A 21,021-nucleotide genomic window follows, 5' to 3' on the forward strand; every position below is an offset into this window, starting at 1 on the left:
GCCATGACAACCAGGAGGTTGGCTTAGAAGCAGCCATCCTTTAAAGAAAGCGTAATAGCTCACTGGTCTAGACAAGCCGGCCTGCGCCGAAAATGTACCGGGGCTCAAGCCACCCACCGAAGCTGCGGGTGCCGGGATCTTCGATCCCAGCGCGGTAGCGGAGCGTTCCGTAAGCCTGCGAAGGATGTCCGCGAGGCCATCTGGAGGTATCGGAAGTGAGAATGCTGACATGAGTAGCGACAAAGAGTGTGAGAAACACTCTCGCCGGAAGTCCAAGGGTTCCTGCGCACGGTTAATCCGCGCAGGGTGAGCCGGCCCCTAAGGCGAGGCCGAAAGGCGTAGTCGATGGGAACCTGGTTAATATTCCAGGGCCTGGCAGAGGTGACGAATCCCGAAGTGCGTACGGCCTTATCGGATTGGCCGTGCGCTGGAGGGGTTCCTGGAAACAGCCCTGCCATACAGACCGTACCCGAAACCGACACAGGTGGACAGGTAGAGCATACCCAGGCGCTTGAGAGAATGGTGTTGAAGGAACTCGGCAAATTACCCTCGTAACTTCGGGAGAAGAGGGCCCCGTTCCCGCGCAAGCGGGGCGGGGGGCACAGACCAGGGGGTGGCGACTGTTTACTAAAAACACAGGGCTCTGCGAAGTCTGGCATGACGACGTATAGGGTCTGACGCCTGCCCGGTGCCGGAAGGTTAAAGGGAGGGGTGCAAGCTCCGAACTGAAGCCCCGGTAAACGGCGGCCGTAACTATAACGGTCCTAAGGTAGCGAAATTCCTTGTCGGGTAAGTTCCGACCTGCACGAATGGCGTAACGACTTCCCCGCTGTCTCCAACACCAACTCAGCGAAATTGAATTCTCCGTGAAGATGCGGAGTACCCGCGGTCAGACGGAAAGACCCCGTGCACCTTTACTCCAGCTTTGCAGTGGTGCCAGGGTTCCCATGTGTAGGATAGGTGGGAGGCTATGAACCGCAGGCGCCAGCTTGCGCGGAGCCATCCTTGAAATACCACCCTTGGGATCTCTGGCATCTAACCGCGCTCCCTGAACCGGGAGCCGGGACCCTGCATGGCGGGGAGTTTGACTGGGGCGGTCGCCTCCCAAAGAGTAACGGAGGCGCGCGAAGGTTGGCTCAGAGCGGTCGGAAATCGCTCGACGAGTGCAATGGCATAAGCCAGCCTGACTGCGAGACCGACAAGTCGAGCAGAGACGAAAGTCGGCCATAGTGATCCGGTGGTCCCGCGTGGAAGGGCCATCGCTCAACGGATAAAAGGTACGCCGGGGATAACAGGCTGATCTCCCCCAAGAGTCCACATCGACGGGGAGGTTTGGCACCTCGATGTCGGCTCATCACATCCTGGGGCTGGAGCAGGTCCCAAGGGTTCGGCTGTTCGCCGATTAAAGTGGTACGTGAGCTGGGTTTAGAACGTCGTGAGACAGTTCGGTCCCTATCTGCCGTGGGTGTCGGAGTGCTGAGAGGCGCTGTCCCTAGTACGAGAGGACCGGGATGGACGCACCTCTGGTGTACCGGTTGTGGCGCCAGCCGCATCGCCGGGTAGCTAAGTGCGGACGGGATAACCGCTGAAAGCATCTAAGCGGGAAACCCCCCTCGAAACAAGCACTCCCCTTAGAGCCGGGACAGACCATCCCGTCGATAGGAGGCGTGTGGAAGCGCGGCAACGCGTGAAGCTAAGCCTTACTAATCGCTCGACCGGCTTGATCCCGACTGCGCGCGTCATGCGCAGCAGCAAGCCCGCACAACAAGCATCCGTCGAAGACGCATCACACATCCTCATCACTTACCTCGAAGCACCCGGGCGCTTGGTCGACCTGGTGGTCATAGCGAGGGGCCCGCACCCGATCCCATCCCGAACTCGGCCGTGAAAACCCTCCGCGCCAATGGTACTGCGTCTCAAGACGTGGGAGAGTAGGTCGCTGCCAGGTCCACCAATCGCCCGTGCGCTTCAAGGACAAGCAAACCGTCACGAATTCTCCCATGCAGGATACGCTCAGCGCCGCCCGGTTACCCGGGCGGCGCTGATGTCGTTCGAGGATTCGGGTTGCCGCGTCAATCCGCGCTTTGGTCGATCCGGGACATTTCCTCGCCGGCCTTGCGCAGGTTCCGGCCGGCTTCGTCCATCACGGACAGGCCGTTGCCGATGCTGCTCGTCAGTTCGCTGATCCGTTTCGCCGTGTCGCTCGCGACCTGCGTGGACACTTCGGAGATTCGGACATTGCTGTCATGCAGGGTTTCGATCCGGTTCCGGAGGATGCTGCTCTGGCATGACAGAAGCGCATCGACGGACCGGCAATTCATCAGTTCTTCCAGGTCGCTCATGTTCTTCTGAGCGGTCTCGCGCGTCGTGTCGATCCATTCATGCAGGATGGCTTGCCAGCCCTCCGTCACGATGGTTCCGCATCTCATCAGCACGTCCATGTTGAAGGTGGCCTGCCTCGTGGCTTCCTCGGACACCCGCAGCGAAAAATCGAGCATCCTGCCGATCCGGGCGGTCGATTCCTCGACCAGTTGGATCGCGGATTCCATCGATTTGTCACCCGCTTCCTTCCCCGCCTCTTTCACGGATCGGAGCGTGTTCCTCGATGCGTCGATTATCCTTGTCTCCTCGGCCTCTGCGACGGTCGCAGCGCTTTCCTTATCCGCAGCCATCTCCTCACTCCTTAGCCGGTTGATTTTCTGCGTTTCTTGGGCATTGGCGGCCCGGTATACGCGGCTGTATCCGGGTGGCGACGCCAGATTATCATGACTCGTGCAGCCCGATGAGAATATTGGAGCAGTCCTCGTGTGACAAACTGGGCTCATATGTTAATATATCGATTTGTATAGACTTGCGGTACATCGTCATTCGCCGGAAATCGGAAGATTATCCTTTTGATGACCGAGAGCCTGCCGTCATGCCGACTGTCGAAACCGGAAGAACATTTTCCACAAATATCCCGGTTTTCGGTCCAGGCTCCGCGGTTCGGAATGTCTCCCATCCACCGTTGGCCTGGAAACCCCGAACGGTTAGCCTGGGGGCATCCATCCGCTGAAGGTTCATGCCATGACGACGCGCCGTCCGAGACGCTCATCCGATCCCGACCAGCTCGACCTGCTCGACATCCCCGAAGCCACGGCGGTGATGCTCACTTATTCGGGCCGCACCCTGGATCTGGAGCAACCGGATTTCAGCCGTTTCGAGATCGAGGACATCGCCCGGCCGCTGGCCTACCAATGCCGGTTCGTCGGCAATACCCGGGCCTTCTACAGCGTCGCCCAGCACTGCGTCCTGGCGAGCGAGCTGGCGCCCCAAGGGTTCGAGTACGAGGCCCTGATGCACGACAGTGAGGAGGCTTTCACCGGCGACTGGCCGACGCCGTGGAAGGTCCGCATCGGCCGCGATGCCATCAAGGCCGCCATCGAGCCGCTGAAGGCGGCGCTCGCCGCCCGCTTCGGTTTCAGTCACCCCCAGCACGACGCCGTGAAGCTCGCCGACCAGCGCAGCCTGGCGACGGAACTGCGGGACCTCTGCGCTCCCCATCGGGTCAACTGGCGGGATCTTCCTGCCCCGGCTCCCGACCCCATCGTGCCCCTCGGCCCCGACGATGCCATGGCCGCCTTCATCAGACGCTATCATGAACTGCGTTCGGCCCAGCCGCACAAAGTCTGAGGAAACAAATCCGACCCCGTCCCGTTCTTGCCGGTGATCCGAGCTTTGTTGATGGTACGAGGAAAGAACGCATGCAGGTCATTCGGGTTGCGGAACATACCCAGGAGCTTGAAGACCCCGGTCTGGACCGGTTCAGCGCGGCCTACGAGGAGCGGTTGGAACGGGTCCTGAAGGACCTCTTCTCGGCTTGTCCGGACTGCGCCAGCGACGCCTGGGAACAAGCGGCCGATGATTTCGACAGTCAGGTCGGGCGCGAGAAGGTCGTCGAATTCTGCCTGGAGCGCGGTTACGATGTCCGCCGCGACCCGGGCGATGGAAACAACGGCAAGACCGAGCTTGTCGGGTGCTGGCGCGACGTGGGCATCATGCTGCTTGCCCGGGACCGCGGGTTGATCGACGCCTGACCTCTGGTCGGAATGGCGCGAAGTCACGGGGGAGGGGACGGAAATGAAAATCGACGGCAGACCATACCGGACGATCTGGCTTGCCGACGACGGCTGGTCGGTGGAGATCATCGACCAGACGCGCCTTCCCCATGACTTCGCGATCGCCCGCCTGACGACGGTCGAGGAGGCGGCGCATGCCATCCGCGCGATGCTGGTGCGCGGCGCGCCGCTGATCGGGGCGACAGCGGCCTACGGCATGGCCCTGGCGGCCCGCGAGGCGCCGGACGACCAGTCCCTGTCCCGGGCTTCCGACCGCCTGCTGGCGACCCGTCCGACCGCGGTCAACCTGCGCTGGGCGCTGGAGAGGATGCGCAGGCGTCTCGCCGAACTGGCTCCCGCCGACCGCGCCGTGGCCGCCTATGCGGAGGCCGCCGCCCTGTGCGACGAGGACGCGGCGTTCAACGAGTCGATCGGCACCCACGGCGCCGACCTGATCCGGCAGGCTGCGCGGAAGGCCGGTGGCAGGGTGGTCAACGTCCTGACCCACTGCAACGCCGGATGGCTCGCCACGGTGGACTGGGGCACGGCGCTGTCTCCCATCTACAAAGCGTTCGAGGAAGGTATCCGCCTGCATGTCTGGGTCGACGAGACCCGGCCGCGCAACCAGGGCGCCAGCTTGACCGCCTGGGAACTGAACCATCACGGCGTGCCGCACACGGTCGTGGTCGATAATGTCGGCGGCCACCTGATGCAGCATGGCATGGTCGATCTGTGCATCACCGGAACCGACCGGACCACCGCCAGCGGCGATGTCTGCAACAAGATCGGGACCTACCTGAAGGCCCTCGCGGCGCACGACAACGGCGTTCCGTTCTACGTGGCGCTGCCGTCCCCGACCATAGACTGGACCATCGACGACGGCGTCAGGCAGATCCCGATCGAGCAGCGGGAGGGATCCGAAGTCTCGGCCCTGACCGGCCGCACGGCGGACGGAAGGATCGAGACGGTGACCATCACGCCGGAAGGCAGCCCGGTCGCCAACTACGCCTTCGACGTCACCCCGGCGCGGCTCGTCACCGGGCTGATCACCGAACGCGGCGTCTGCCCGGCCTCGCGCGAGGGTCTGCTGAGCCTGTTCCCCGCATCCTGAAGCGCCGGAAGTCGCGGAGTTTCGGACGTTGATCGGCCGGGGGCGGGATATCGGGGTCAGGCCGCCAGTTCCCTTCGACGTCGAAACTCTGGAGAGCTTGCGGGAAACGGCGGCCTGACCCCGACATCCCTCGTCGGCGCCCACCGTCGATGCCGGAGCATCAGTTCCGGGTCATCGGTCCCAGATGCTCGGCCGCGGTGCGGAGCGCGGTCTTCACCGTCATGGGCGAATAGGGCTTGTCCATGAAGCCCAGCGGCAGGGCTCCCTCGGCCCGCGCGCGGGTCGCCGGATCGTTGTTGGCGGTCATGAAGATCGAGCCGATGCCGAACCGGGTCCTGATCTCCCGCGCCGCCCAGATGCCGTCCTTCTCACCGGCCAGCCGGATATCCATCAGGATGATGTCGGGAAGGACTTCTCCGGCAAGACGGATGGCGTCCTCGGCCGTCGCCGTCACGCCGCACACGCCATAGCCCAGCCGCGCCACCAGACGCTTCAAGGCCAGCGCCGTTATCGCCTCGTCCTCGACCAGCAGCAACTGGAGCCCCGTGCCGGCTTTCCGGCTGCCGTCGTTCCGCCCGGCAACGGGCGGCGTGGAGCCGCCGCCCAGGCTGCCCAGTCCGCTGACCCGATAGTCGATCGCCGGCTGCATCAGTTCGAACCCCCGCTTGAAGCGTGTGGTTGCCAAGGTACGCTCACGTATCATGTCTAGTAGGCGGCAGGGAAACGGTAAATCGAGCGCCTCCCGCCTCGTCGGTCGCACCGTAGGAGAACTTGGCCGCCAACTGGAGCGATAGCGAACTGACTATGGTCATTCCCAGGCCGCCGTTCAACGGCTCGAAATCGCCAGGCAGTCCGACGCCGTGGTCGGCCACGGTCAGCAGATACCCGCCCCCCTCCTGCCGGGTGAAGGAAACCCGGATCGTGCCGTCCGCTCCGGGCGGATAGGCGTACTTGAAGGCGTTGGTGACCAATTCGTTCACGATCAGGGCCAGGGGGATCGCGCGGTCGGTCGACAGCTCGGCGGGGTCCGCATCGACCTGCAGCTGATACTCCTCGCCTTCCGACAGCATGAAGTTCGACAAATCGTCGCACAGCCCATACAGGTACTGGTCGAACTCGACGCTTTGCAGCTTGTCGGTCTGGTAGAGCCGCTGGTGCAACTGTGCGACCGTGGACACCCGGTTGTGGGCATCGGCGAACTGGCGTCTCGTATCCGGATCGTCGATCCCGTCGCCCTGGAGAGAGAGCAGGCTGGCGATCATGTGGAGGCTGTTCTTGACGCGGTGGTTCACCTCCCGCATCAGCATATCCTTCTGGACCAGCAGCCCGTCCTTCTCGGCCGCCAGCGCCTCGATCTCGCGGAGCTTGGCGTTGAGTTCGGCCAGCTTGCGCTGGTGGCGGACGATCACTTCGTCGATCGCGTGGCCCAGGCTGTGGGCGATCTCCAGCGTCCAGGACGGCCATGGCTGGGAATAGCAGCGCATCCGCTCGGTCCAGCGCTCGAACGAGCGGCGTGGCAGGATGCGGGTCTTCTCCGCGTCCACGCTGACCGGCTTGTTCGGGTCGCCGCCCCAGGCGATCGTCCTGGTCACTTCCGGCCGGAACCACATCAGCGCGTTCGCGAGGTCGGGTCCCAGGAATACCGCCAGCGCGCCGCTGGCTATGTTCGAATGCTCCGCGAACCGGGGAGAGATGCCGGCGATATGGTCCGTCCCGACCGGGTGCCCGCTGTCCGATCGACGGCGCAGCGCCTCGGCCATCTCCAGGACGGTTTCGGGCGGAGGCGTTTCGCCGACGAGCTGGACCTGCCCGTCGCGGATCACCGCGGCGCCGCCCGCGTCGAACAGGCGGGCCAGCGTCACCGGTCCATGGGTCAGCGCCGCCGCGAAATCGTCGGCGCCGGCCATCTGCTCCAACAGCCGGGCGTGGATCTCCACATGGGCTTGGCGTTCGTCCCAGTCGGCGGTCGTTTCCACCTCGGTCAATCGCATGGCGAAGGCGTCGACCAGCAGGGTGACCGCGGTCCGGACGCCCGGAGGTATCAGCAGCGGCTCGCGGTGGTGCCCGATCACCAGCCCCCAGAGCCGCCCGTGCTTCATCACCGAAACCGACATGGAGCCGTTGACGCCCAGGTTGCGGTGATACTCCAGGTGGACCGGCGACAGCGCGCGCAGCCGGGCGAAGGTCAGGTCCAGCGGTTGCGCCCCGTCGCGCGAACCCACCGACAGCAGCGGCACCCGGTCGGAGTCGCGGTCCGGGACGAAGCGGCTGTGGTTGCGCGCATAGAGCTCCCGCGCCTGGCGCGGGATGTCCGACTCCGGGAAGTGCAGGCCCAGCAGGGAGTGCTCCAGATCGGCGGCCTTGTCCTCGGCGATGGCCTCCCCGTTCCACTCCGGGTCGAACCGGTAGATCAGCACCCGCTCCAGTCCGGTCAGGTCGCGGATCGCCGTCACCGTCAGACGGCCCAACTCCGCGAGCGACCTGACGTCGCGCAGGCGCACCATGGTGCGCGGCAGCATGGCGGGGACCGCGTCGCGATCGCCGGCCGGCTCCGCCTCGACGATCACGAACCCGCCGTGGGCATGGACCGCATAGTCCAGGGGAGCGCCGCCCCCCGGCAGGGCCGCGGCAAGGCGCAGGGGGTTCGCTCCGTCCAGATCGCCCGCGCCCTGGGCTTCGCGGATCCGGCCCACCAGGTCGGCGCCGGCCAGTTCCACCAGCGGCCGGTGGCGCAACTCGCCCGGCGGCACGCCGAACAGGTTCGGCGCGTTGGCGCTGTAGACGGCCAGCGACAGGTCCGCGGGGTTCAGCGCCAGCAGGGCACCGTGTGGCTGGATCGCGCCCGGAATGTGGATCGGCTCGCGTTCGCATGGGGTCAGGTCGACACCCTCTGCGGATGCCAGCCGTTCGACCAGGGTACGGGCTCCGTTCCGGTCGAGTTCAGGGGAAGGCCGGCTGGCGGCACCGGAAGCTTCAGGGCGGTGAGAGGAGTACATGCTCATCCGGACAGGGTTCTAAGCGCGATTTACAATAACACGCCATGCACCTCAATGTTCAAACCAAGGCGTCCGCTCTGTCCAAAGGCCTACCCCTCGTACTTGCGCAGATCGTCGATCATCTTGCCGTCGTTGGGCAGGCTGCCGGGCTCCACGATCTCCACGGCGCCCTTCAGCTTGGTCACGGCGGCGAGGCTGGCCGCGATCGAGCCGGCGTCGGCGTCGGACGGCGCCTCCACCTTCAGGGTCATGATGTCGGTACCCTCCGCCCGGTCGACCATAAGGCGGCCGCGCCGGCATTCCGGGTGCCGCTTCAGGACCTCGGCGACCTGCCCGGCATGGACGAACATGCCCTTGACCTTGGTGGTCTGGTCGGCGCGGCCCATCCAGCCGCGGATGCGCCGGTTGGTCCGCCCGCACGGGCTGGTGCCGGGCATGAAGGCGGACAGGTCGCCCGTCGCGAAGCGCACCAGCGGATAATCGCGGTTGAGCACTGTCACGACGATCTCGCCGACCTCGCCCTCGGCCACCGGGTCGCCGGTGCCGGGACGCACGATCTCGACGATCACGTGCTCGTCCAGCACCAGGCCGTCGCGGGCGGCGGTCTCGTAGGCGACCAGGCCCAGGTCGGCGGTGCCGTAGCTCTGGAAGACCTCCAGGCCGCGGTCCCGGTAGAAGCGCTTGACGTCCGGCATGAACGCGCCGCCGGTGACATGGCCGAGCCGCAGGAACGACAGGTCGACCCCCAGTTCGTCGGCCTTTTCCAGGATGACCTTCAGGTAGTCGGGCGTACCGGCGTAGCCCGTAGGCCGGACGCCGGCGATCGCCTGGACCTGCAGTTCCGTATTGCCGGTACCGGCGGGAAACACCGCGCAGCCGAGCGCGTGGGCTCCGCTCTCGAACATCGAGCCGGCCGGGGTGAAGTGATAGGAGAAGCAGTTGTGCAGCACGTCGCCGGCGCGAAACCCCGTGGCGAACAGCGCCCGCGCGAAGCGCCAGTAATCCGTCCGGCGGGCTTCCGGATCGAAGATCGGGCCGGGCGACGCGAAGATGCGGGCGAGTTCGCCCGGAGCCACCGCGCTGAACCCGCCGAACGGAGGCTCCCGGCCCTGAAGCTCGGTCAGGTCCGACTTGCGGGTGACCGGCAGGGAGGCCAGGCTTTCCCAGGTCGTCACCGCCATGGCGTCGATGCCGCCCAGGATGCGCCCATAGGCGGGGGCACGGCGCTGGGCCAAGTGGATCTGTTCCGGCAAGGCCGCCAGCAGCGACGCCTCCCTTTCGTCGGCCGAGCGGGTCTCCAGATCGTCATGGAAGCTGTTGGCCATCGGGTGCCCTCTTATTCGATGAAAGCTTTACGAGCGCTGCCTATTACCGGGGTGTCGCATACTATTCATAAAGTCGCACCTGTTTTCTCTTTACCGTGATCCCGGGTTGATCGTATGGTTCCACACTAGGTTGTGGTCACATGTCGGAGGGTGCCATGGGAGATTGGACGACGGTTCAGTTTTCGGAAGTCCCCGACCTTCCGACCCGCAAGGCCATCCTGCAATGGGCCGAGCAGAGCATCACCGGCCGCTTCCTCAGCTTCAACACGACCGACGGGCTGGGCCGCCGCAAGTTCGGCCTGGAGTTCCAGCATCCCGACGACGCCGCCACCTTCCAGCGCCGCTGGCTGGCCGGGCAGGAGCTGTACGGTCAGGCGGAGTGCGCGGACTGAATGGTTCAGAGCGCCTTCTGAAGCGGTACCTTCATGCTTTGCAGCCGCCACAGCAGGTCGCACCAGAGGAGGAAATGGTCCTCCTCGAAGCTGCCGTGCCTGAGCGTGTACAAGGTCGCTTCGAAAGTGTCCGGTGAAATCCGCGGTCCGGGGATCTTCAGGACCTGGAGCGCCACGGTCAGCCCCAGCATTTCGTTCAGGAGAAGGTAATCGCGGTGCGCCGCCTTGTTCGGTGTTCCCAAGAAGACAACCGGGCGCAGCTTGATGATCCATTTCAGGGAAAAGCTCGCCTGCTTCGGTTCCTCTGCGCGCTTGATCCGGTGAAACTCCTTGAAGCGGCTCAGGTCCTCCCAATAGAGCCTTACGACATCGATCAGGATCGTATGGTTGAGCGACAATCCCGTCAGCCCATGAGGAAGCCAGATCTGCTCCCGCAGGAAGTCGTAGGTCAGCTTGATGGCCGTGAACTTGTCCCGCATGACCTCATCGGGTCGGCGTAGGATGCCTTCCCCATCGCTCAACGGGCCGCTCCGCGCTTGCCCATCTGTTCAATGGCGGTGCGGATCAACTCGCCATACTCGGTCGATGACGACTCAAGGAATTCCCGATACTCATCGATGCTGAACGCAGGCGCATCGTTGGGCAAACGCCAGTCCCAGACTGCGTTGAGTTCCGGATTTTCAAGGCCGTCGTCGAAGTCGCGCAAGGCTTCTTCCAGCGTAGGGTTGTCCGGTGTCACGTCAGTCGTTCCATCAAGAGTCGCGGCCCGCGAATCGCAGGCTGCAAAATCGAAAGAGGTATAGCATGCGGGAAGGCCGTCATCAAGGGCTGGTGTCATGATGCCTCGCTACAGCCATCTCTTGCGGCGTTTGTAGCTCTTCAGGTTCTTGAAGCTGCGCCGTTCCTCGCCCCCGCCGCCGAGGTAGAATTCCTTCACGTCCTCGTTGTTGACCAGTTCCTCCGCCGTGCCGTCGAGCACGACCTTGCCTGACTCCATGATGTAGCCGTAGCTGGCGGCGTGGAGCGCCATGCGGGCGTTCTGCTCGACCAGCAGGATGGTGACGCCCAGGTCGCGGTTGATCTGGCGGATGATCGAGAAGACCTCCTTCACCAGCAGCGGCGACAGGCCCATGGAGGGCTCGTCCATCAGGATCAGCTTGGGCCGCGCCATCAGCGCGCGGCCGATCGCCAGCATCTGCTGCTCGCCGCCCGAGAGATAGCCCGCCAGGCCGGTCCGCTCCTTCAAGCGCGGGAAATACTCGTAGACCATCTCGATGTCCTGCTTGACCCCCTTGTCGCGCCTGGTGAAGGCGCCGAGGCGGAGATTCTCCAGGCAGGTCATGTCGGAGACGATGCGGCGGCCCTCCATCACCTGGAAGATGCCGCGGCGGACGATCTGGTCCGGATCGATTCCGTTGATCCGCTCACCCCTGAAGCTGATGTCGCCTCGGGTGACCGCGCCGTCCTCGGTCTTCAGCAGGCCGGATATGGCCTTCAGCGTCGTGGACTTGCCGGCCCCGTTGGCGCCCAGCAGGGCCACGATCTCGCCTTCCGGCACCTGGAGGCTCAGGCCGCGCAGGACCAGGATGACGTCGCTGTAGACGACCTCGATATTGTTGACGGAAAGCAGGGCCGGCTTGCCCGCGGCTGCGGCCGGGGTGGGGGCGGTGTTGGCGTCGATGACGGCGGTCATGGCCTCAATCCAGAAGTGAAGGAGGCCGGGACGGACGGGCCGTCCCGGCGGAGGTCGGGCCGGATGCGGCTTACCAGCCCAGCCATTCCTTCTTGCGCGGCAGGTCGACGCTGGTGACCTTCTCCAGCTTGATCGTTCCCGCCTTCACCAGTTCGTCCACCGAAGCCTCGGTGGCGCCGCCGACCTTGGCGCGGTAGATCGCCACGGTGGTGGTGCCGCGGTGGTCGTCCGGCGTCCAGGTCGAGGGGACGCAAACGCCCTCCATGCCGGCCGGCACCCAGTCCTTCTTCTGGTACATGCCCTGCTTGATGTTGGCGCCGGTGATGCCGCCGTTCTTGGCGGCCCACTCCATCGCCTCCTTCATATAGTAGGCGGAGCAGATGCCGCTGATGTAGTGGACGGGGCGATAGGCGTTGCCCGACGCGTCGGAGACCTTGGAGATTTCCCGGACCGTCTGCATGCCCGGCGCCTCGCCGCCCCACACCACGCCGGTGCGGACCGGGAAGACCACGCCGTCGGCGGCCTTGCCGGCGGCCTTCATGGCGTTCTCGTCCATGCCCCAGACATTGCCCATGAACTGCACCTTGGCGCCGACCGTGTCGCAGGCCCGCAGCACCGAGATGTTCGATCCCGCCGTATTGCCGAGGTAGGCATAATTGGCGCCGCTGTCCTTCAGCGTCAGGCACTGGGCGGTGTAGTCGCCCGGCGTCAGCGCGAACTGGACGGCGGGAAGCACCTCGAAGCCCAGCTCCTTCGCCAGCTCCTCGCCGGCTTCCTTGGGCGCGTTGGGGTAGGGGTGGTTGGCGCCCATGTGGACGTATTTGGGCTTGCCCGAGCCGCCCTGGGCCTTCCAGTCCTCCGCCGCCCATTGCAGCATGGCGCGCAGCGAGTCCGAGTAGGACGGGCCGTAGAAGAAGTTGAACGGCGCCGCCTTGGTCGACTTCTCGCCCGACCCGTTGGGATCGGTCAGCTGCCCGGCGTAGGAGCCGGAGAAGTAGGGGATCTCGTCCTTGGCGATGAAGGTGATCAGCGCCTCGGTATCGGCCGTGCCCCAGCCCTGGATCGCCACGACCTTGTCGCGGCCGGACCATTTCTTGTACTGCGAGATGGCGCGCGGGACCTGATAGCCGTAGTCGAAGGTCTCTACGCCCATCTGGGTCCCGCCGGCGCCGCCGGTCTTGTTGATGTAGGCCAGCGCGTCGGCCACGCCCTGGCCGAACGGGACGCCCACGTCGGACGTGGCGCCGCTGTAGTCGGCCAGGTGCCCGACCTTGACCTGGGCCAAGGCCGGGGAAGCCAGGGCGATCGCCGCGGTCGCGGCCAGGATGACGCTCTTCATGTTCATGGGGTCAGCCTCCTCATACTCTTCTTGTGGTTGTTGATTATGGTTGTTGATTTCGGTTGTCCGGGCCCGGTCAGTGGGAGAACGGATAGAGCTTCCAGTACGCCTTGACCTGGTGCCACCGGTGGGCCAGCCCGTCCGGCTCGAAGATCAGGAACAGGATGATGACGGCGCCGATCGCCATCTCGCGCAGGAAGGCGAGGCTGTTGCTCAGGTCCAGCGCCCGGTCGATGGCGCTTCCGGCCAGCGCGTCGGTCAGCCACTGCATGCTTTCCGGAAGCAGCACCATGAAGGCCGTGCCCATCAGCGATCCCATGATGGAGCCCAGGCCACCGATGATGATCATGCCCAGGAACTGGATCGAGAACAGGATCGTGAAACCCTCGACCGAGACGAACTGGAGATAGTGGGCGTAGAGCGCGCCGCCGATTCCGGCATAGAAGGCCGAGATGCCGAACGACAGGGTCCGGTACTTGGTCAGGTTGATGCCCATCATCTCCGCCGAGAGGTAATGGTCCCGCACCGCCACCAGCGCCCGGCCGTCGCGGGTGCGCATCAGGTTGGTGCCGAGGATGTACATCACGACCACATAGGCCAGCACCACGTAGAAATAGCTCTCGTCGGTGTCGAAGGTGACCCCGAAGATCGAGAAGGGCTCGGTCAGCGTGCCGGCTACCCCGCCCGAGAACCAGGAGGCCCGGGCGAAGAAGTCCTGCAGGATGAACTGCGCCGCCAGCGTGGCGATCGCCAGGTAGAGCCCCTTCAGACGGGCAGCCGGCAGGCCGAACACCATGCCGACCGCCGTCGTCATGACGCCGGCCAGCGGGATCGCGAAGAACACCGGCACGCCGAAGTTCGACACCAGCCAGGCGGAGCTGAAGGCCCCGAACCCGAAGAAGGCCGCGTGCCCGATCGAGATCTGGCCGGTGAACCCGACCAGGATGTTCAGCCCCAGCGCCGCGATGCCCAGGTATCCGATCTGGATCAGCAGGCTCAGCAGGTACCGGTCCATCACCAGCGGCGCCAGGCACAGCACCGCGATGCCCAGGATCACCATGTTGCGGCTGGTGGTGGTCGGGAAGATGGTCGTGTCGGCGGAGTAGGTCGTCTTGAAGTCGCCGCAGGGAATCAGGGTCGTCATGTCTCGGGCGCTCCGCTCAGACGCGTTCGATGTCTTTGGTGCCGAACAGCCCGTAGGGCTTGATCATCAGGATGATGATCAGGACGTAGAAGGGCGCGATCTCGTACATGTTTCCCCAGTTGAGGAACTGGCTGTCGAAGAAGTGCGCCACGTTCTCCAGCAGCCCGACGATCAGCCCGCCGATCACCGCGCCGACGATGCTGTCCAGCCCGCCCAGGATGACCGCCGGGAACACCTTGATGCCGAAGAAGGAGAGCGCCGACGACACGCCGTTGACCGTGCCGACCACCACGCCGGCCACCGCCGACACCATGGCGGAGATCGCCCAGCTCAGCGCGAAGACGTTGCGCACCGAGATGCCCAGCGACTGCGCCACCTGCTGGTTGAACGCGGTCGCCCGCATGGCGAGGCCCATCTTCGAGAATTTGAAGAAGTAGCCGAACCCGGCCATGATGATCACCGAGATGATCAGGCTCATCAGGTAGACGCTCTGCACCTGGAGCCCGAAGACGCTGACCGACTGGGTCTCGAAGATCGGCGGGAAGGGCTTGGCGAACACGCCGAACATCCACTTCATCAGCGCCTGGAAGAAGATCGACAGCCCGATGGTGACCATGATCACCGAGATGATCGGCTCCCCGATCATGGGCCGCAGCACGACGACCTGGAGGATGACGCCGAACGCCATCATGAAGGCCAGCGTGATCAGGAAGCCCCACACGAAGGGGATCTGGTATGTGGTCAGCAGCCACCAGCAGGCCCAGGCTCCGATCAGCAGGAACTCGCCCTGGGCGAAGTTGACCACCTGGCTCGCCTTGTAGATCAGCACGAACGACATGGCCACGACGCCGTACAGCGCGCCGACGATGATGCCGTTGACGACGAGCTGGAACAGCAGGTCCCAGTTCATGGCGAGGTTCCCTCCCGAGCCGCATTCTTGTTTTTGGAATCGCGCGCGATCGGTTGCGACACTATCGCCGCACGCGCGCTATCGAAGAACTCTATCGTATGGGGTACGGTCCGAGGTGCCGGCCGGGAATAGGCCCGGCCGGCCAACTCAGGAGTGGAAGGATGAGAAAGGCATCCATTCTCCTGTGGCTCGACGTCAGGATCTGGCGGATTTCCATCCGTCTTCTCGTGACCCGGGCCTAGGAGGCGCCGGGGGGTGGAGTCAACACCTCCCGGCAGCCTCTTTCTACCCGAACTCCCCCGAAATTGCAATCGCCTCCCCATCACGCCGCCCGCTTGGGAGAGGCCGGCGCGCTGCTTCCCGGCACCAGGTCGACCACCCTCAGGACCGTCCGGATGCGCTGCCTGGTGCCGTCCTGGAAGGCGATGGTGGTGTCCACGTCGATGCTGGGCCGCCCGGCATAGATCGCGTCGATGATCGTCCCGTACTTCTCCGCAATCACGCCGCGGCGCACCTTGCGGGTCCGGGTCAGCTCGCCGTCGTCGGCGTCCAGCTCCTTGTAGAGCAGCAGGAACTTGGCGATGCGCTGGGCTTCGGGCAGGGTCGCGTTGACCGTCTCCACTTCGCGCCGGATCATCTCGTAGACCTCCGGCCGGCTCGACAGGTCGGTGTAGGTCGTGAAGGAAATGCGGTTCTTCTCCGCCCATTTGGACACGATCGGGAAGCGGATGCAGATCATCGCGGCGAGATAGTCGCGCTGGTCGCCCAGGATCACGGCCTCGGCCACATAGGGGCTGAACTTCAGCTTGTTCTCGATGTATTGCGGCGAGAACCGGTCGCCCCGCCCGGTGGTGGCGATGTCCTTGATCCGGTCGATCACCACCAGGTGCCCGCGCTTGTCGAAGTACCCCGCGTCGCCGGTATGCATCCAGCCGTCGCGGATATCGGCCGCGCCCGCCGCCTCGTTGCGGAAATAGCCGGCGAACATGTTGGGGTGCCGGGTGACGATCTCGCCGACGCCGTTGTGGTCGGGGTTGTCGATCCGGACCTCGATGTCCTTGCCGAACGGCTTGCCGACGGTGTCGAAGTCCACGTCGCCGTGGGCATGGATCGTATAGGCCCCCAGCGTCTCGGTCTGGCCGTAGAGCTGGCGCAGCGGCACGCCCATCGCCATGAAGAAGCGGAAGGTCTCCGGCCCCAGCGCCGCGCCGCCGGTCGCGGCCGATCTCAAGTTGGAGAATCCCAGCCGGTCGCGCAGCGCGCGGAACAGCAGCAGGTCGGCCAGCCGGGACCGCTTGCCCTTGTCCAGGGCCTCCAGCCCCACCTTCATCCCGTACTCGTACAGGCGCCGCTTGAGCGGCGAGGCGTCCATGATCCGGGCGCGCACGTCGGCGGCGATCTGCTCCCACACGCGCGGGGCGAACAGCACGAAGGTCGGCCCGACCTCCCGGAAATCGTGCATCATCGTCTCGGGTTCCTCGACGAAGTTCACGGTCATCCGGCTCAGCAGCGCCTTTCCCAGCACATAGACCTGCTCCATGATCCAGGGCAGCGGCAGCACCGAGACATACTCGTCCCGCGGCCCCTTGGCATCGACGTCCAGGTAGCTGGCGCAATGCCGGATCACCCGCCCTGCCGGCAGCATCGCCAGCTTGGGGTTGGCCGTCGTGCCCGAGGTGGTGCACAGCACCGCCACGTCCTCGCCGCGCCCGGCCGCCACCATCTCGTCGTACAGGGCGGGAAACTCCGACGCGACCGCGTCGCCGTGGTGCATCAGCTCGGTCACGGAGACCAGCCGCGGGTCGGAATGCTTCCGCATGCCGCGCGGGTCGCTGTAGACGATCAGCTTCACCGTGGCGATCCTGTCGCCCAGCTCCAGCAGCTTGTCGACCTGCTCCTCGTCCTCGGCGAACACCACCTTGGCGTCGCTGTAGGTCACGAGATACGCGATCTCCTCGTCCAGGGCGTCCCGGTACATGCCCAGGCTCATGGCGCCCACGGCATGGGCGGCGATCTCGGCGCAGACCCAGTCCGGCCGGTTGTCGCCGACGATCCCGACCACGTCGCCCCGGCCGACGCCGTAGTGGTGAAGCCCCAGCGCGAAACCCTTGACCCGCGCCTGGTACTGGCTCCAGCTCAGGCTGTGCCAGATCCCCAGATCCTTGACCCGGAGCGCCACCTCGTCCGGATGGTTGCGCGCATGGACCTGGAGCAGCTTCGGGAAGGTGTCGAACAGCGACAGGTCGGGCAGCCCGTTGACGGTTCCGGCGTTCATCACGCCACCTTCCCGGCCGGCACGGCCACGTCGTCCTCGTCGCTCAGCACGTCGTCGGCCTCGCCCAGGTAGGCCCGCTTGACATGCGCGTTGGCCAGGACCTCCTCCGGATAGCCCTCGGCGATCTTCTTGCCGAAATCCAGCACCATCACCCGGTGGGAGATGTCCATGACCACGCCCATGTCGTGCTCGATCATCACGACGGTCATGCCGTACTCCTCGTTCAGGTCGACGATGTAGCGGGCCATGTCCTCCTTCTCCTCCAGGTTCATGCCGGCCATCGGCTCGTCCAGCAGGATCAGGTCCGGCTTCAGCGCCATGGCGCGGGCCAGCTCGACGCGCTTGCGCAACCCGTAGGAAAGCGTGCCGGCGACCGCCTTGCGGACATGCTGGATGTCCAGGAAATCGATGATCTCCTCGATCTCGCGGCGGTGCTCCAGCTCCTCCTTCCGCGCGCCGGTGAACCAGTACAGCGCGCCGGTCAGGAAGTTGTTCTTCATCAGGTGGTGGCGCCCGACCATGATGTTGTCCAGCACCGTCATGTGCCCGAACAGCGCCAGGTTCTGGAACGTGCGGCCGATGCCGATCTCGGCCCGGTGGTTGGGCGTCATCCGCGTGATGTCCCGTCCCTTGAACAGGATCTGGCCCTCGGTCGGGCTGTACCGGCCGGAAATGCAGTTGACCATGGAGGTCTTGCCGGCCCCGTTGGGACCGATGATCGAGAACAGCTCGCCCTTGTCGATGCAGAAGCTCACATCCGTCAAGGCGCGGACACCGCCGAACCGCAGCGACACATGTCGGGCTTCGAAAATGGGCGTATCGGCTTTCACCGCGCGTCCTCCCTGTCACGTTCTTATTGGGCGTACCTTTTTCGTTCGTACGACCCTTGCGCAGCAAGGTGCGATACCGGCTTCGTAAATTCAAGATGAATAGCTTGCGCCCGGAAGTTCCCGGTACGGGCGCAGAGGGTCCCCGCCGGAAAACCGCGCCTGCCCGGTTTGGGACAATGAGGCGCAGCGGCAAAGAGCCTCATCGCGCATCCGGCAAGAGCCCGGCAAAACAACCGGCAAGCATCGACCCAAAGGGACTGAAAGTCCTGCAATAAACCTGAAACGAGAGGATCTAGCCGTGCTTGAAGCCTATCGCCAGCATGTCGCTGAGCGTGCCGCGCTCGGGATTTCGCCGCTGCCGCTGTCCGCCAGGCAGACCGAGGAACTGATCGGCCTGCTGAAGACGCCTCCCGCGGGCGAGGAGCGGTTCCTGGTCGATCTGGTGACCTACCGCGTGCCGGCGGGCGTCGACGATGCCGCCAAGGTCAAGGCCGCCTTCCTGGCCCGGGTCGCCAAGGGGGAGGAGTCCTGCGCGCTGATCTCCAGGGTCAAGGCGACGGAACTGCTCGGCACCATGCTCGGGGGCTTCAACATCAAGCCGCTGATCGACCTGCTGGCCGACGCCGAATGCGGCGCGGCCGCGGCGGAGGGGCTGAAGACGACCCTCCTCATGTTCGATTATTTCCACGACGTCAAGGAACTGGCCGACCAGGGCAACGCCAATGCAAAGGCGGTGATGCGGTCCTGGGCCGATGCCGAGTGGTTCACCTCGCGTCCGGAGGTTCCGGAAAGCCTCACCCTGACCATCTTCAAGGTGACCGGGGAGACCAACACCGACGATCTGTCGCCGGCCCCCGATGCCTGGTCGCGCCCGGACATCCCGCTGCATGCGCTCGCCATGCTGAAGAACCCCCGCCCCGGCATCGAGCCGGACGAGCCCGGCGCCCGCGGCCCGGTGAGGCAGCTCGAGTCGCTGAAGGCCAAGGGCAATCTGGTGGCCTATGTCGGCGACGTGGTCGGCACCGGCTCCTCGCGCAAATCCGCCACCAACTCCGTGCTCTGGTGGACCGGCGAGGACATCGCCTATGTCCCGAACAAGCGTTTCGGCGGCGTCTGCCTGGGCAGCAAGATCGCGCCGATCTTCTACAACACCATGGAGGACGCGGGCGCGCTGCCGATCGAGCTGGACGTCTCCCGGATGGAGATGGGCGACGTCGTCGAGCTGCGCCCCTATGAAGGCAAGGCCCTGAAGGACGGCGAGGTGATCGCCGAGTTCAAGGTCAAGTCCGACGTGATCTTCGACGAGGTCCGGGCCGGCGGCCGCATCCCGCTGATCATCGGCCGCGGCCTGACGGCCCGCGCCCGCGAGGCGCTGGGCCTGGAGCCGTCCACCCTGTTCCGGCTGCCGTCGGCCCCGGCCGACAGCGGCAAGGGCTTCTCGCTGGCCCAGAAGATGGTCGGCCGCGCCTGCGGGCTGCCGGACGGACAGGGCATCCGCCCCGGCACCTATTGCGAGCCGAGGATGACCACCGTGGGCTCGCAGGACACCACCGGCCCGATGACCCGGGACGAGCTGAAGGACCTGGCCTGCCTGGGCTTCTCCGCCGACCTCGTGATGCAGTCCTTCTGCCACACCGCGGCATATCCCAAGCTGGTGGACGTGAAGATGCACCACGAGCTGCCGGCCTTCATCGCCACCCGCGGCGGCGTGTCCCTGCGGCCGGGCGACGGCGTCATCCACTCCTGGCTTAACCGCCTGCTGATGCCCGACACCGTCGGCACCGGCGGCGACAGCCACACGCGCTTCCCGATCGGCATCTCCTTCCCGGCCGGCTCCGGCCTCGTCGCCTTCGCCGCCGCCACCGGCGTGATGCCGCTGGACATGCCGGAAAGCGTGCTGGTGCGCTTCACCGGCACCATGCAGCCGGGCGTCACGCTGCGCGACCTGGTCAACGCGATCCCCCTCTACGCCATCCGCCAGGGCCTGCTGACGGTCGAGAAGAAGGGCAAGAAGAACATCTTCTCCGGCCGCATCCTGGAGATCGAGGGGCTGCCCGACCTGAAGGTCGAGCAGGCGTTCGAGCTGAGCGACGCATCGGCCGAACGGTCCGCCGCCGCCTGCACGGTGCGCCTGAACGAGGCGCCGATCATCGAGTACATGCGCTCCAACATCACGCTGATGCGCTGGATGATCGCCAACGGTTACCAGGATCGCCGCACGCTGGAGCGCCGCATCAAGTCGATGGAGGCCTGGATCGCCGATCCGCAGCTCCTGCAGCCCGACGCCGACGCCGACTACGCCGCCGTCATCGAGATCGACCTGGCCGACATCCGGGAGCCGATCGTCGCCTGCCCGAACGATCCGGACGACGTCAAGCCGCTGTCGGAGGTCGCGGGCGACGTGATCGACGAGGTCTTCATCGGCTCGTGCATGACCAACATCGGCCACTTCCGCGCCGCCGGCAAGGTGCTGGACGGCAAGTCCGACATCCCGACCCGGCTGTGGATCGCGCCGCCGACCAAGATGGACGCCATGATCCTGAACGAGGAAGGCTATTACAGCGTCCTCGGCAAGTCGGGCGCGCGGATGGAGATGCCGGGCTGCTCGCTGTGCATGGGCAATCAGGCGCAGATCCGCAAGGGCTCGACGGCCATGTCCACCTCGACCCGCAATTTCCCCAACCGCCTGGGCATCGACACCCGCGTCTATCTCGGCTCGGCCGAGCTGGCCGCGGTGTGCGCGCTGATGGGCAGGATCCCGACCGTGGCCGAGTACATGGAGCAGGTCAGCATCGTCAACCAGAAGGCCGCCGACATCTACCGCTACATGAACTTCGACCAGATCCCCGCCTTCCGAGAGATCGCGGACACGGTCGCGGTCGCCTGACCGGATCGGATACGCACGCAGC

17 protein-coding genes and 2 rRNA genes (1 of these 19 only partly in view) are annotated in these 21,021 nt (G+C 65.2%); 7 read left to right on the forward strand and 12 right to left on the reverse strand.

The features are described 5' to 3' along the window. Both IGS68_RS02715 and rrf read left to right on the forward strand, forming a co-directional pair. Positions 1-1,728, forward strand: a 23S ribosomal RNA gene (locus IGS68_RS02715); it begins 1,036 nt to the left of the window's first position. 105 nt (positions 1,729-1,833) lie between these two features. Further along, positions 1,834-1,948, forward strand: a 5S ribosomal RNA gene (rrf, locus tag IGS68_RS02720). Positions 1,949-2,072: 124 nt separating this feature from the next. On the opposite strand, the gene IGS68_RS02725 is transcribed toward rrf, so the two are convergent. Further along, a complete protein-coding gene (locus IGS68_RS02725) occupies positions 2,073-2,672 on the reverse strand; it encodes a phasin family protein (protein ID WP_201077134.1) in 600 nt (199 codons plus the stop codon). A gap of 394 nt (positions 2,673-3,066) precedes the next feature. Between IGS68_RS02725 and IGS68_RS02730 the strand changes: the two genes are divergently transcribed. The 3 genes from IGS68_RS02730 to mtnA all read left to right on the forward strand — a co-directional run bounded on the left by IGS68_RS02730 (position 3,067) and on the right by mtnA (position 5,208). Next, complete coding sequence (locus IGS68_RS02730) at positions 3,067-3,672, forward strand: transcriptional regulator (protein ID WP_201077135.1); 606 nt, start codon at positions 3,067-3,069, stop codon at positions 3,670-3,672. Between the two features lie 71 nt (positions 3,673-3,743). Then, positions 3,744-4,076, forward strand: a complete 333-nt coding sequence (locus IGS68_RS02735; protein ID WP_201077137.1) for a hypothetical protein — start codon at positions 3,744-3,746, stop codon at positions 4,074-4,076. A gap of 43 nt (positions 4,077-4,119) precedes the next feature. Next, complete coding sequence (gene mtnA / locus IGS68_RS02740; protein WP_201077139.1) at positions 4,120-5,208, forward strand: S-methyl-5-thioribose-1-phosphate isomerase; 1,089 nt, start codon at positions 4,120-4,122, stop codon at positions 5,206-5,208. Positions 5,209-5,368: 160 nt separating this feature from the next. Here mtnA and IGS68_RS02745 read toward each other — a convergent pair whose 3' ends face one another. From IGS68_RS02745 to IGS68_RS02755, 3 genes are all read right to left on the reverse strand, one after another. Further along, positions 5,369-5,893 carry a response regulator gene (locus IGS68_RS02745; protein WP_201077140.1) on the reverse strand — a complete coding sequence of 175 codons (525 nt, stop codon included), beginning with the start codon at positions 5,891-5,893 and terminating at the stop codon, positions 5,369-5,371. Positions 5,894-5,900: 7 nt separating this feature from the next. Then, complete coding sequence (locus IGS68_RS02750; RefSeq protein WP_201077141.1) at positions 5,901-8,204, reverse strand: histidine kinase dimerization/phosphoacceptor domain -containing protein; 2,304 nt, start codon at positions 8,202-8,204, stop codon at positions 5,901-5,903. An 89-nt stretch (positions 8,205-8,293) separates the two neighbouring features. Beyond that, on the reverse strand, positions 8,294-9,529 hold the full coding sequence (locus tag IGS68_RS02755; protein ID WP_201077142.1) for a phenylacetate--CoA ligase family protein: 1,236 nt from the start codon (positions 9,527-9,529) through the stop codon (positions 8,294-8,296). A 155-nt stretch (positions 9,530-9,684) separates the two neighbouring features. On the opposite strand from IGS68_RS02755, the gene IGS68_RS02760 reads away from it, so the two are divergent. Beyond that, the gene (locus IGS68_RS02760) at positions 9,685-9,921 is read left to right on the forward strand and encodes a hypothetical protein (RefSeq protein WP_201077143.1); all 237 of its coding nucleotides are present in this window, start codon (positions 9,685-9,687) and stop codon (positions 9,919-9,921) included. 5 nt (positions 9,922-9,926) lie between these two features. Here the strand turns inward: IGS68_RS02760 and IGS68_RS02765 are convergent, their stop codons facing one another. The 8 genes from IGS68_RS02765 to IGS68_RS02800 form a co-directional block, all read right to left on the reverse strand. Next, positions 9,927-10,400 carry a hypothetical protein gene (locus tag IGS68_RS02765; protein ID WP_201077144.1) on the reverse strand — a complete coding sequence of 158 codons (474 nt, stop codon included), beginning with the start codon at positions 10,398-10,400 and terminating at the stop codon, positions 9,927-9,929. A 38-nt stretch (positions 10,401-10,438) separates the two neighbouring features. Continuing rightward, entirely contained in the window at positions 10,439-10,759 is a 321-nt protein-coding gene (locus IGS68_RS02770) for a hypothetical protein (RefSeq protein ID WP_201077145.1), read from the reverse strand. A gap of 9 nt (positions 10,760-10,768) precedes the next feature. Beyond that, on the reverse strand, positions 10,769-11,551 hold the full coding sequence (locus IGS68_RS02775) for an ABC transporter ATP-binding protein (protein WP_201081028.1): 783 nt from the start codon (positions 11,549-11,551) through the stop codon (positions 10,769-10,771). Between the two features lie 133 nt (positions 11,552-11,684). After that, the gene (locus tag IGS68_RS02780; protein ID WP_371821902.1) at positions 11,685-12,953 is read right to left on the reverse strand and encodes an ABC transporter substrate-binding protein; all 1,269 of its coding nucleotides are present in this window, start codon (positions 12,951-12,953) and stop codon (positions 11,685-11,687) included. A 76-nt stretch (positions 12,954-13,029) separates the two neighbouring features. Then, entirely contained in the window at positions 13,030-14,097 is a 1,068-nt protein-coding gene (locus tag IGS68_RS02785; protein WP_201077149.1) for a branched-chain amino acid ABC transporter permease, read from the reverse strand. A gap of 16 nt (positions 14,098-14,113) precedes the next feature. Next, entirely contained in the window at positions 14,114-15,007 is an 894-nt protein-coding gene (locus tag IGS68_RS02790; RefSeq protein ID WP_201077151.1) for a branched-chain amino acid ABC transporter permease, read from the reverse strand. Between the two features lie 322 nt (positions 15,008-15,329). Then, positions 15,330-17,282, reverse strand: a complete 1,953-nt coding sequence (locus IGS68_RS02795) for a long-chain fatty acid--CoA ligase (protein ID WP_201077152.1) — start codon at positions 17,280-17,282, stop codon at positions 15,330-15,332. Further along, positions 17,282-18,112, reverse strand: a complete 831-nt coding sequence (locus IGS68_RS02800; protein ID WP_201077153.1) for an ABC transporter ATP-binding protein — start codon at positions 18,110-18,112, stop codon at positions 17,282-17,284. The genes IGS68_RS02795 and IGS68_RS02800 overlap by 1 nt, the downstream gene beginning before the upstream one ends. A 298-nt stretch (positions 18,113-18,410) precedes the next feature. Between IGS68_RS02800 and acnB the strand changes: the two genes are divergently transcribed. After that, the gene (acnB, locus tag IGS68_RS02805) at positions 18,411-20,999 is read left to right on the forward strand and encodes a bifunctional aconitate hydratase 2/2-methylisocitrate dehydratase (RefSeq protein ID WP_201077154.1); all 2,589 of its coding nucleotides are present in this window, start codon (positions 18,411-18,413) and stop codon (positions 20,997-20,999) included. Positions 21,000-21,021: the final 22 nt, after the last annotated feature.

Origin of the sequence: Skermanella sp. TT6, assembly GCF_016653635.2 — a bacterium.
Classification (GTDB): domain Bacteria; phylum Pseudomonadota; class Alphaproteobacteria; order Azospirillales; family Azospirillaceae; genus Skermanella; species Skermanella cutis.